A 12,390-nucleotide genomic window follows, 5' to 3' on the forward strand; every position below is an offset into this window, starting at 1 on the left:
AAACCTTATTCGAGACGTTCGACCTTTCCAGCAAGTTCGCTTTCAAACTCAGCGACACGATCTAGGCTCAAGTTCCACGGGCGTTCCACTTCGCAACGAGCACAGGCTACGGCCGTTGCCTTGGCCAAGCAATTTTCAAAACTCAAGTTTTGTTCAAAAGCATAGAGCCAGCCCGCAAAGAACGAGTCCCCAGCGCCAATGTCATTTTTGACCGTAATTGTTGGCGGCTGGAGCTGGACTCCCTGGAATTTCTTTTCCATGAGGCGGAAAGCACGAACAGGAGAATCTTCATCCGTCACGACAAGGTTCTTGATGGGCAAGCGTTCAAGAACAGCCGTTGCCGTCATCTTCCAGAACTGCGGACTAGACTTGACCAACGGTATGCTCAAGCGTTCAAGCAGCTTGCAGTATTCCAGCATATTGATTTTCAAGAGTTCGACGCCCTTCGCAAGAAGTTCATCGATTCCATCAATCGCATCGACAAAGATATGCTTGCCATTAAAGTCAAGATCATTGAACATCTTTGCGTTAAAGCCCTGCGGGAACGTTCCACAGAGAGCAACGTATTGCGTGGAATCCCAATGGTCCGTTAGCGTTTGTGCAAAATCGTCGTTCTCGGAATCGGCAAGCATCGGAGATGGTTCGACAAGTTCCGTTGTATCGCCATTGCAGGCAATGGTCGTACAGATACGCGTGTTTTCACGAATCCAAATCGGAACCTGCTGAATGCCACAAACAGAAAGCTCGTCAAAGATTTTCTCGCCATGTCCGGTCCCTAGGAAATGCATCAGACGAGGAGTGCCACCCAAAAGCTGCAAAACACGGCAGCAGTTGATGCCCTTGCCCGAAGCGTATTCCTTGACCTTGGAGATGCGGTGCACTTCGCCTGGAGTAAACTTATCCAGAAAGAACACCCTCTGCCATGCAGGATTGAGACCGAGAACTAAGATTTCCCTAGACATGATAAACCTTAGAAGTTCACCTTGTAGAACTTGCGTTTGCCCACTTGGACAACGAGTTGATCGCCACCCTTGATTTCAATCTGGGCCTGCGGGTCTGCAAGTTTTTCACCGCCAATCTTGACGCCACCGTTCTGCACCATGCGGCGTGCTTCGCCCTTGGAAGCAAAAGCCTTGATGTTCACGAGGAAATCGAGAGCGCCATAAGAACCGGCATCAACGCTACATTCGGCAGCATCGCTCGGAATGGCGTTACCGCTGTGAATTTCACGTTCCTTGGCGGCAGCTGCTTCGGCAGCTTCGGCACCATAGTACTGCGTCACGATGTCGATAGCGAGGCGATGCTTGGCTTCGTTCGGGTTCATCTTGCCCGAAGCGACATCAGCCATCATCTGCTTGACTTCTTCGAGCGGGATGTTCGTCAAAAGTTCGAACCAGTTTTCGACAATGCTGTCGGAGAGGCTGTAAATCTTGTGGTACATCACGTCAGCAGGTTCGTTAAGGCCAACGTAGTTACCGATGGACTTAGACATCTTGACCTTGCCGTCAGTACCGAGGAGAATCGGCATGAAAAGACCGATCTGCGGTTCCATGCCTTCGAAAAGCTGAAGGTCGCGGCCACGGAGTACGTTGAACTTTTGGTCGGTACCGCCGAGTTCCACGTCGCTCTTGATAGCGACGGAATCGTAGCCCTGCATCATCGGATACATGAATTCGTGCAGGCTGATCGGCGTATTGGCTGCATAGCGGTTATGGAAGTCTTCGCGTTCGAGCATCTGGGCGACAGTGAACTGGCCCATGAGTTCGGTAACCTTGCTGAACGGAAGCTTGGAGAACCATTCACCATTGTAATGGATTTCAACCTGATCGCGACGAACAACCTTGAAGAACTGTTCCTGGTATTCCTTTGCGTTTTCGAGCACCTGTTCGTGCGTGAGACGCGGACGGGCCTTGTTGCGGCCGCTCGGGTCGCCAATCTGTGCCGTGTAGTCGCCCACAATGAGCACAACAGTATGACCGAGGTCCTGGAACTGGCGGAGCTTGCGCATCACGACCGTATGGCCAAAATGGACATCCGGAGCCGTCGGGTCCACACCCATCTTGATACGGAGTGGAACGCCGGTGTCGTAAGACTTCTGGAGTTTCTTTTCGAGTTCGTCTTGCGGCACAATGTCAGTAACGCCGCGCATCAAAATTTCAAGCTGTTCTTTTACAGGACGGAATTGCATGATTCTAGTTAATTGGTTAGTGGTTAGTGATTAGTGGTTAGAAAGAAGCTAACGGCGCCAATCACTGGAAGCCCATTTTGAAGGAATGGATAATCATAACGTGGGTAAAGATAGTAATCAGGAGAGCGGTAAATTGCACCCGTAAACACAAGAACACTCTGATAAACAGCCAACTTTGTATCACCAAGATACACGTAAACGTATTTTTACACACAATCAAAATCTAAACGCTTTGAAAAAAACTGCGATTTATTAGCTTTGCATAAAACAAAAAACTTATCAGGAAAACATTATATGAAAAAATTTCTTTTGTCTATTGCTCTCGCAGCTGTGAGCGCATTTGCAATTTCCGCACCGAAAACTCATGACGGTTTCTTCTTGAACGCCACAATGGGCGCAGGTTATTCCAGCTTTGAAGACAAGATTGAAGGCGGTCTCGGCAAGATTACATGCGATGGAGGCGCTTTTGAGGCATCCTTTAAAATCGGCGGTACAATATACCCCAACTTAATCCTTCATTTTACCTTCATTGGCAACTCCATTTTCTCAGACCTCAAATTCAAAGCCGGGCGCGACGAAGAGTCTCTTGAACATGACGGATTCAACATGTTTATGCTCGGTGGTGGTTTAACTTACTACGTTGTCCCTGAACAAAATATTTACGCTAGCGCCTCTTTCGGAATTACCGACATCAGTATTTCCGTCAACAATAACGATTACAGCTTCGACAATCTCGATACCGGTTTCGGTTTCAACATTGCCATCGGCAAAGAATGGTGGCTGAACGATGAAAACGCTCTCGGCGTGGCATTCTCGTTCTCCCATCACTCCGCTGACGGTAACTATCGTGGTGAAAAGAACGAAGCCTCCTCCAATTCGTTCTCCATCGTGGCATCCTACACGTTCAACTAATCACTGTATAAAAACTTATATGGAGCCTCTGTGTTTTACATAGAGGCCTTTTTTAACCCCGAATATAAAAAGGAGAATTTGTTTATGAGAAAAATCGTTTTGCTCATCGCAATTGCTGCAAGTTGCATTTTCGCTGCATCGGCACCAAAAACACATGATGGCTTTTTCTTGAACGGCATCGCCGGCTTGGGGTATGGAAATTACGTCAATGAGATAAAGACTGAAGGCGTCAAAATAGAGAGTAAAGGTGCGAAGCTCGAATCAGGATTTAAAATAGGCGGAGCCATTGTCCCTAATGTTATTTTACACGCCACCATTAATTTAAGTTCAATCGTTACAGACATCAAAGCATCTAACAGCGAAGGCGAAACTTCAACGTTACCTCTCAAAAATGAAGCCTACAAAGTCCTCGTCTTTGGTGCCGGTATTACATACTACATTCCTCATGAATCCAACATTTATTTTAGCGCTACGGCCGGTTTAGCAGATTACTCTGAATTTTGTGCCAGTGGCAGAGTCGTCACCGAGCACCACGCCAATTTCAGTTTTAACCTGTCTGTAGGCAAGGAATGGTGGGTGAATAATGAACTCGGCATAGGCGTTGCATTATCATACAATCATTCCTCTGCCGATACTAAACTTGTCGGTTATAAAGGCGAAGCCACTTTCAACTCATTTGCCGTTGTCGCCTCGTTCACTTTCAACTAATTGTTGAATCATACTTTTACAAAAGAGCCTTCACGATAAACGTGAAGGCTTTTTCGTTCTCTACTTTCGCTTGCATTGCTGACGACGACGGAGAATGTACTTCGTCAGGAAATTGTAGAACTGTTCCGTCTTGGAATTATCCTGTTTGTTGCGACGGAGCGAAATGACGATATCGCGCTTAAAGTCCGTATCGGTAATTTCGAGAAGACGGACGCGCTTGTGATCCATTTTTCCCCACGAAAGTTCCGGCCAGAATCCAACTCCGATACCCGCAGCAACAGCCTCCTTGACAACGGACGCGTTATCGCTTTCAAACGTTACATTCGTATGGAATCCGATGCTATCACAGAGTTCATTACAAATCTGGCGGTACTGTTTTGAACCATAAAGACGAATAAATTTTTCGTCCTTCAAGTCAAACAACGATATGGAACTGAGCTTTTTGTATTGCGCGGTATTTGGAACGGCCAAGAAAATCTTTTCGGAAAGGACAAAAGTTTCGTCACTTTCGGTGTTGTCCAGTTCCGGCCTGTAATTCGCGTAAGTACGAACGCAGATGTCAAAGACGCTCGTTTCTTCATTCTGCACAATATCCACATCGATGTCGGAATTACTACGCCTGTACTCAATCACAGCACTCGTAATGAGCGTCGATGCCGCAAGAACGTTCAGCTTCACGTTGTTGTTCTGCTTGTTCGCCGTTTCTTTCAAAAGCGCCGGAAGCGCCATCATATTTTCGTAAAGCGGCTGAAGCTTTTCGTAAAAGAACTTTCCGCTGTCCGTAAGCTTGATGTTACGCCCTGCATTCTTGAACAGCAATACACCTAGCTCATCTTCGAGCTTGTGTATAGCTTGCGTGAGGGCCGGTTGAACAATACAGAGGTTCTTTGCACTTTGCGTGACATGCTCCGTACGCGCCACCTCTAGGAAGTATTTGAGCTGTGTGAGTTCCATGGCGTAAAATATAAACAAGCTACTTGCTAAAGGCGGCAAGGTCGATGCCGAGTTGCTTGATTTTGTAAGTCAAGATGCGCGGAGTAGTCGAAAGGCTACGGGCGGCAGCAGCCATTTTACCCTTGGAACTCTTGAGCGCATCGCAAATGATGTCGCGTTCGTACGCTTCGACCATCAACTTGAGATTTCCGCTCACAGGGGTTCCGCTCGTTTCGTCTGTCTGAATCGTCGGCGGGAAGTGATGCGGGTAGATGACATCTTCTTCGGTCAAGAGAACCGCACGTTCAATGGCATTTTCGAGTTCACGCACATTGCCCGGCCACGGGTAACTCATGAGCATTTCGATCGTTCCGCGAGCAAGACGGCGAACGTTTTTGCCCACCAAACGGCAATAATGTTCTACAAAGTAATCCGCCAAAAGAACAATATCGGTGCGACGCTTGCGAAGAGGCGGAACGTAAATCGGGACTATGTGAAGCTGGTAGTACAAGTCTTCGCGAAAGGTTCCTTCGGAAACCATCTGCTGCAGGTTCTTTGTCGTTGCGCAAATCACGCGCACGTTCACTTTTTTCGGAAAGCGCGCTCCAACGCGTTCCATTTCGCCCTGCTGCAGAAGTCGAAGCAACTTTATCTGCAAGTTCGGGGTGAGTTCAGCGACTTCATCGAGGAATAGCGTTCCGCCTTCGGCTTGTTCTACGCGGCCCGGCGCCTCGTTGACGACGCCAACCAAGGCGCCCTTTTCGCTACCGAAAAGTTCCCGGTCCAACACGGACTCCGGGAGGGCCGCGCAATGCACTCGCACGAACGGCCCTAAATTACGGTCAGAACGGAAATGAATGGCTTCTGCAACAAGCCCCTTGCCTGTCCCAACCTCGCCCACAATGAGCGCAGGGAGCGGGCTTCGAGCCACCTGGTCGATTTGCATGTAGACCTGTTGCATTTCAGGCGTTTTTCCGATGATGTTATCCGGTTGAAAACGTGCCTTGAGTTCCATCGCCATGCGTTCGTTTTCGGCCTTGAGGATTTCGTTTTCTTCTCGGGCCTGGCGGCGGAGTTTTACTGCAGTCGCAAGCATCTGCGCGATAATTTCGAGCAAATGAATTTGGTCATTGAGGTTCGCTTCGTCAGGATTGTGTTCGTCGGCACTCAAGGCGCCAACGACTTCCTGTTCCATGATAATCGGGACGCAAAGGAACGCCTTGTCTTCGGTCTTGCCGCGGCCCGTGCGGTCCAAGAAGTCCGGGTCTTTCGCAACAGACGGGATGATAATGGGCTTACCGGTTTCAACGACACGGCCGGTAATACCTTCACCCACCTTATAGCGGCCCTTGCTCGCCTGGCGGCTGCTCAAGCCTTCTGCAATTTCAATAGAGATTTCGCCGGTATGGCGATTGTACAAAGTGAGGGTGGCGTGTTCAACCCCCATCACCGATTCAACGGTCTGCAATACAGGATGCGCAACAGTCTCAAAATCAAGACTCTGGTTCAAAATGGAGCTGATCTTGTAGAGGAGTTCAAGTTCTTGAATTTTTGATTGAGTGTTGGGCATACAGATTTAATATAAAAAAGGCGACCCCGGAACGGAGTCCGGGGTGACAAAGCATGACTGGATGGGGCAAGCCCCAACCTCTTTGCGTTACTTAAGAGCTTCTTGCACGAGGGCGGAAGCGCGCTTGGAATCAAAGCGGCCCTTGACCTTCGGGGAAAGTTCCTTCATGATCTTTCCCATGTCCTTCGGAGAAGAGGCGCCCGTTGCAGCCTTGATTTCGGCAATGAGGGCCTTGACTTCTTCTTCGCTCATTTCGGCAGGCATGTACTTGCGGTACAAAGCGATGCAAGCTTCTTCTTCAGGAATCTTGTCCATGAAACCGCCCTTCTTGAGGATTTCGATGGCTTCCTGCTTCTGCTTTACGCTCTTGGCAAGAACGTCAATGCACATTGCATCCGTAATGGTATCCATAATCTGAGCCGGAGCGGCACCAGCCTTCATGGCTTCGTTCTTGATATCAGAATGAAGCGTACGGAGCGTTCCAAGTGTTGCAGCATCATGAGCCTTCATGGCGGTCTTGATGTCATCAAGAATCTGGGTAAGCAAAGCACAACTCATATTGATCCCGAGCGATTAGAAACGCCTCGCCCAAGCGATGAAGTTTTATAAAACACCTAATGAGTCATCGACATTCATCGACAACTCATTAAATTTTAGCAAAAATCTTCCGATTCAGAAATCGAATTAGTAGAGACGCTTGCGGTTCTGGTCAGCAATCTCTTTGAGACGCTTGCGACGAGCAGCCGTTTCAATACGCTTCTTTTCTTCGGAGGGCTTTTCGAAACGCTGACGCTTCTTGACGTCGGAAATGATACCATTCTTTTCGCAAGACTTGGTGAAACGCTTGAGAGCGCGTTCGAAAGGTTCGTTGGACTTAACAATAACGCCGATCACGATAATCCTTTGGTTAAAAATTCAATTTTTTGATAGCCAAATATACCTAAATATTTAAAATCTGTCAAGGGTAACATTTTCCAAGCACTTTCACAAGTGCTTTCCTGCTTAAAGAGCACTACCCCCTTTATATTCCATTGCAAGCATGGTAATGTCGTCAAATTGCGAGGTGTTTTTTGCAAACGCATCGATTTGGCGTTTAACAAAACGACATGTTTCACCTGTGCCCTTTCCTCCACCAATAGAAAGCGCGTCGAGCAATCGATCGTTACCGAACAATTCATTATGCTCATTAGTCGCTTCCGTCACGCCATCGGTATAAAGGAACAGCATATCGCCAGGAGCAAGGTCAAGCGTTTGCAGTCTGTAACGCGAGTTTTCCATTGCCGCAAGCACAATCCCCGCCTTGCTCTTCGCAAATTCAACGGAACCGTCCTTATGCCGGATTACAGGCGGATTATGTCCCGCCGAAGCAAATTCAACATGTCCCGTTTTCAAATCGATAAAGCCCATCCACACCGTCACGAACATGTTCGCACGGTTTCGTTTAGCAAGTTCGTAATTCGACTTTTCGAGCGTTTCGACTACGGACTTCAAGTTTTGCGCCATGGTCCTCAAAACAATTCGAGAAACCATCATAAAGAGTGCCGCAGGAACGCCCTTTCCCGAAACATCACCCACGACCACGCATAGGCGGCCATCATCCAGCTTGAAGAAATCATAAAAATCACCGCCAACCTCCTTGGCCGGTAAGAGGAACGGAGTCAATTCATGATACGGATCTTCGGAGCCCTCTTCCTTCTCGTCCATCGACAAGAATCCGATCTGGATATCCTTTGCAAAATCGAGTTCGCTTTCGATGCGGTCCAAATCCTTTTGCTTTTCCATGTGTTCTTTAAGCGACGTGCGCATGTTCAGGAACGCCCATGCAAACTGCGCAATTTCATCGCGTCCCGACAGGTGCGGGATTTCCACATCAAAGTCGCCCTGCCCCATTTTGTTAGCCGCCACAGCCAGTTCTTTAAGCGGACGGGACACTCTGGTCGAAATCACAAATATCAGGATCAGCATCACGACATAGCCCGCAAAGCACATCCACGCAAACATTTTTTCCAGGGAACGCTGACTCTCCATAAATTCATTTGCAGGCCACACAATCATGAACGTCCAGCCGTTCGATTCCATCGCCTTGAAGTAAATGACAGCATCCTTACCGTCGGCTGTGGTCCCCATGAAGAGTCCCTTCTTCATGCTTTGCACGGTCTTTTCGAATTCCGTAACCGCCTGCGCGCCAACTCCTCCAGAAATGTCGGACAAGCTCTCTTTGAAAACAATCTCGTTCTTAGGGTGCGCGATAATGGTATTATTCGCAGACAACACAACGACGTAGCCCGAGTTCGACACGGGGATTGACGCCACCGTTTCCTTGAGAAACGCAATTGACATATCCACGCAAAGGACACCCGCAAAAACGGTATTCCCGTAAGCGTCTTTCTGATAAATCGGCACCGTGTAAATCGCAATCGGCTCCCTGATAAAATCACCAACAAACGGTTCCTGCCAAAGCCCTTTCTGCAAGTTTTTCGTGCTCTTGTACCAAGTCTTTTCAAGATAGTCGCCACCCTTTATCAACTTGATTTCGGATCCTGAATATTGGGCAAGACGCATCACCTCCTGGTGCCACTTGGACTTGGGCGCCATTCCCGGTTCGTAGGCAACGACAACGGCCAGCACCTGCGGAAGCGTTTGCCTAGCATCAAAAACGGCCTGAGTCAAGAAGTCGTCGAGATCCTTTCCCGAAAGCATTTCCTTGCCAAGCACTTCGGCATACTCGTCGCCGAGTTTCTTGCCTTTTTCAAAAAGTTTTTCGATTATGGCGACATTCGCGAGACTGATTTCTTCGCCTTTTTCTGTGAGCAGTGTCGAAAGCTCGCTTTGCACCTGAAAACTGAGAACCCCGAACAACGTCGCGAATACGATGCTGAAACCGACTAGGGTCATCATGGACTGTTTGAACGCCAGTCCGTGCATATTGAAGCCCATAAAAAACCTTTTCTTTTTACTACATCAAAAATCGTTTTTTATTACATGCAAAAATATATGTAACTTAACAAACCTTGTTTAGACCCCTTAACGATTTTTACCGGATAAAACAACCATTTTTGAGAGGAACTGCAAACGGAACGTTTTTATAATAAACATTTGAGCACCAAATATACTCAAAAGATTCGCTTTTTATTGTATTTTTTTGTAAAATTTCAACTTTTTTCATAAAAATAAATCTTCATAACTTGCGAAGTATCAAAGACTTATGTATATTCTTTGTAAGATTATTCCAATTTGCTGGAGAAAATTTTTTCAATGTGGAGTTCACCCATGAAACTGCAATCGGTATCTTTACTCGGGGCAATCACCCTTTCCTGCGCCTTACTTTGCGCCTGCGGTAGCAAGGAAGAACAACCCGCACCTCAAGTCGAAGCCAAGCCTGTTGTCGAAACACCCGCTCCAGCTCCTGTCCAGGAAGCGGCACCAGAACCTGCTCAAGAAGAACCCGCATTGGTACCTATCCAATCCCTCAGCGAAGAAAAGAGCGCTCCGGTCGAAGAACGTCCGGCACCAGTCTCTAGCGTTGAGCAGGAATCTTCCGGCCCGTTCGTGATTCAGGTGAGCATCCAGCCTTCTAGAAGAGCCGCAAATAGCGTTGTAAGCAAACTTTCTGACCAAGGCATCAAGGCTTACGTTGCCGAAGTCGAAAATCCCGGTGAACTCGAAGGCACGTTCTACCGCGTGCGCGTTGGCTACTTCTCCACTATCGCAAACGCACAGCAATTCGGCAAGGAAGTTCTCGCACCGCAGGGTTATGCCGGTTGGGTGGACAATCGCAAGAACGATCGCATTGGCCAGCCCGGCGCAAGCGAAGACATGTAATTTTACAAAAGCAACGAACTGTTAAAGGCCCCGCAATGCGGAGCCTTTTTTAATTGAACTTAAATCAATTTAGAATCAATTAATCCCAATCTTCGTAGTCTTCAAGGCCTTCTTCGCCGGCCCTTTCTGAAATTTTGCATAGATAGTTGAATTCTTCTTCGCGCTTGTCCAAATCGGCATCGGAGCTGACTTCGTGAGTTTCAACAGTGTTACCATAGCACTGGACCTGATAGGAACCATCTAACCAGTGAGTTGCTTCTTCCCTTTCTTCAGCGCAGTTTTCAGCGGCTGCACCTGCATCAGGAACGGTTTCTTTCGATACGATTTCCGAATAGTAGTAGCCATCATTGCCAAGCTTTACAGTCACGGTCGATTCATAATAATAGGCGCCATCCATCATCGATTCAACAATCTTGACAGAATTTGCAGAGCGTGTAACGTTGCACTTCAAGGCAGTGTCGCTAGAACTTGTGCTAGATTCACAGCCAACCAATGCAAGCAAAATTGCAGAAGCAAGAATAAATTTTTTCATATAAACAATCCTTATGTTAAATTATTAGAAAATAATTTAGTTAAAATTTCCGACTGTTATTTACCGACCAAAGGCTTCACCATATTCTTTCGGCAAGTTCAAGATTTTAATTGTTTTTGAGCAAAGCCCCCAAGATTTATCGATAGACGCCAACGACAAAACCACCTCCCTGCCGTAAAATCTATATTTGGGGTATGCCTACAAAAAAGCCAAAAGTATTCGTTGTGCATCTTGGATGCGCCAAGAACCAGGTCGATGCAGAAAACCTCGTCGGCGAAATGCTCCATGCAGGTTTTGCTACCTGCGATTCCGCAAACAAAGCGGACTACATCCTCGTGAACACGTGCGGTTTCATCGAAGCCGCCAAGGAAGAATCCATCAACGCAATTCTCGCACAAGCTAAAGCGAAAAAAGCAAAGCAGAAGCTCATTGTGGCAGGCTGCCTCAGCGGTCGCTACGGCGAAGAACTGATGAAGGAACTGCCCGAGGTGGACTACTGGGTCGGCACGTACAAGCCCGGCAAACTTTTGAAGAAGATGGGTATTGTCGCCCCGCAAGGCTGTGAAGCTGAGAACCTTGCCCGCATGAACTTGGGTGGATTCCCACACCACGCTTATCTGAAAATAGCAGAAGGTTGCAACCGCCGTTGTGCCTACTGCGCCATCCCGCTCATCCGCGGCAAGCAGGACTCCCGTTCTATCGAAGATATCGTTGCTGAGGCCAAAGACCTCGAAGCGCAGGGCGTCAAGGAAATTACTTTGATTGCACAGGACACGACTTACTTTGGACGAGAAAAGGGCAAGAAAGGCGGCACGTTAACTCAACTTTTGCGCGCCATTTTGGACAACACGAACATTCCGTGGATCCGTATGCTTTATTGGTACCCGATGTTCGTGGACGATGAACTCTTGGACTTGATGGCAAACGAACCGCGCCTTGTGAAGTACGTGGACATGCCTATCCAGCATGCAAGCGACAAGATGCTCAAGTACATGAAGCGCAACTACCGCAAAAAAGAACTTGTCGATCTTTTGCACAAAATCCGCGAACGCATTCCGGGCGTAACGCTCCGCAGTACGGTACTCGTAGGTTTCCCCGGTGAAACGCACGAAGATTTTGAAGAGCTGATGGAACTGTTGCAAGACGTGCAATTTGACCATTTGGGCGGTTTTGTGTTCAGCCCCGAAGAAGGTACTCCGGTGATGGAAATGGACCTCCCTGCCGTGGACGAAAGCGATGCCCGCGCAAGGCTCGAAGCGGTCACGGATTTCCAGGAAGAACTCGCTGCCGAATACGCCGAGAATATGATCGGAAAGACAGTAAAGATTATCATCGACCAGGTCGCCGAAGAAAGCGAATACCACTTCTATGGCCGCACCGAAGGCAACTCGATGGAAAATGACGATATCGTGAAGGTCATCGAAGGTGATGGCGACGTGGGCGAATTCCACAATGCACTCGTCGTTGATGCCGAACCGCATGAACTTGTAGTGAAATTGATAGACTAGGAAAAGGCGCCCCGGCACCCCGGAACCAGTCCGGGGCAAGCTCCAGCCGGGGTGACAAACGCCTTTTTTACTATATTATACCCGCCTTAACGGCATAGGCCCGTGTATCACAATGGATAGTGTCCTTCCCTCCGAAGGAAGGTATTCCGGTTCGATTCCGGACATGGGTATTAAAAACAAAAGAGCCCGCCATGAACTGGCGGGCTAAACTTTTATG

At 48.1% G+C, this 12,390-nt stretch carries 12 protein-coding genes and 1 tRNA gene; 5 read left to right on the forward strand and 8 right to left on the reverse strand.

Going from position 1 to position 12,390, the window contains the following annotated elements; translation table 11 throughout:
• Nucleotides 1–5 precede the first annotated feature (5 nt).
• On the reverse strand, nt 6–962 hold the full coding sequence (locus BUA34_RS10210) for a 1-phosphofructokinase family hexose kinase (protein WP_072829234.1): 957 nt from the start codon (nt 960–962) through the stop codon (nt 6–8).
• Between the two features lie 8 nt (nt 963–970).
• Nucleotides 971–2,188 (reverse strand): tyrosine--tRNA ligase, encoded by a 1,218-nt coding sequence (gene tyrS, locus BUA34_RS10215; protein WP_072829236.1) that lies wholly within the window; start codon nt 2,186–2,188, stop codon nt 971–973.
• Between the two features lie 294 nt (nt 2,189–2,482).
• Between tyrS and BUA34_RS10220 the strand changes: the two genes are divergently transcribed.
• Nucleotides 2,483–3,100 (forward strand): outer membrane beta-barrel protein, encoded by a 618-nt coding sequence (locus BUA34_RS10220; RefSeq protein ID WP_072829238.1) that lies wholly within the window; start codon nt 2,483–2,485, stop codon nt 3,098–3,100.
• Nucleotides 3,101–3,184: 84 nt separating this feature from the next.
• Nucleotides 3,185–3,808 carry a hypothetical protein gene (locus BUA34_RS10225; RefSeq protein WP_072829240.1) on the forward strand — a complete coding sequence of 208 codons (624 nt, stop codon included), beginning with the start codon at nt 3,185–3,187 and terminating at the stop codon, nt 3,806–3,808.
• A 60-nt stretch (nt 3,809–3,868) separates the two neighbouring features.
• On the opposite strand, the gene BUA34_RS10230 is transcribed toward BUA34_RS10225, so the two are convergent.
• The 5 genes from BUA34_RS10230 to BUA34_RS10250 all read right to left on the reverse strand — a co-directional run bounded on the left by BUA34_RS10230 (nt 3,869) and on the right by BUA34_RS10250 (nt 9,248).
• Nucleotides 3,869–4,780, reverse strand: coding sequence for a LysR family transcriptional regulator (locus tag BUA34_RS10230; protein WP_254794428.1), 912 nt, complete (start codon nt 4,778–4,780; stop codon nt 3,869–3,871).
• Between the two features lies 1 nt (nt 4,781).
• Nucleotides 4,782–6,311, reverse strand: a complete 1,530-nt coding sequence (locus BUA34_RS10235; protein WP_072829243.1) for a sigma 54-interacting transcriptional regulator — start codon at nt 6,309–6,311, stop codon at nt 4,782–4,784.
• 87 nt (nt 6,312–6,398) lie between these two features.
• Entirely contained in the window at nt 6,399–6,869 is a 471-nt protein-coding gene (locus BUA34_RS10240) for a GatB/YqeY domain-containing protein (protein WP_072829245.1), read from the reverse strand.
• A 126-nt stretch (nt 6,870–6,995) separates the two neighbouring features.
• Nucleotides 6,996–7,205: a 30S ribosomal protein S21 gene (gene rpsU, locus BUA34_RS10245; protein ID WP_014546541.1), complete on the reverse strand. Its 210-nt coding sequence runs from the start codon at nt 7,203–7,205 to the stop codon at nt 6,996–6,998.
• 108 nt (nt 7,206–7,313) lie between these two features.
• Complete coding sequence (locus tag BUA34_RS10250; RefSeq protein ID WP_072829247.1) at nt 7,314–9,248, reverse strand: SpoIIE family protein phosphatase; 1,935 nt, start codon at nt 9,246–9,248, stop codon at nt 7,314–7,316.
• A 333-nt stretch (nt 9,249–9,581) separates the two neighbouring features.
• Between BUA34_RS10250 and BUA34_RS10255 the strand changes: the two genes are divergently transcribed.
• Nucleotides 9,582–10,133 carry an SPOR domain-containing protein gene (locus BUA34_RS10255; RefSeq protein ID WP_072829248.1) on the forward strand — a complete coding sequence of 184 codons (552 nt, stop codon included), beginning with the start codon at nt 9,582–9,584 and terminating at the stop codon, nt 10,131–10,133.
• A 79-nt stretch (nt 10,134–10,212) separates the two neighbouring features.
• On the opposite strand, the gene BUA34_RS10260 is transcribed toward BUA34_RS10255, so the two are convergent.
• Entirely contained in the window at nt 10,213–10,665 is a 453-nt protein-coding gene (locus BUA34_RS10260; RefSeq protein ID WP_072829250.1) for a hypothetical protein, read from the reverse strand.
• A 194-nt stretch (nt 10,666–10,859) separates the two neighbouring features.
• Between BUA34_RS10260 and rimO the strand changes: the two genes are divergently transcribed.
• Together rimO and BUA34_RS10270 are read left to right on the forward strand one after the other, a co-directional pair.
• Complete coding sequence (gene rimO, locus BUA34_RS10265) at nt 10,860–12,173, forward strand: 30S ribosomal protein S12 methylthiotransferase RimO (protein ID WP_072829252.1); 1,314 nt, start codon at nt 10,860–10,862, stop codon at nt 12,171–12,173.
• Nucleotides 12,174–12,271: 98 nt separating this feature from the next.
• Nucleotides 12,272–12,343 (forward strand) — tRNA-Arg (locus tag BUA34_RS10270).
• The last annotated feature ends 47 nt before the right edge of the window (nt 12,344–12,390 follow it).

The organism is Fibrobacter sp. UWB12 (assembly GCF_900142485.1).
Classification (GTDB): Bacteria; Fibrobacterota; Fibrobacteria; order Fibrobacterales; family Fibrobacteraceae; genus Fibrobacter.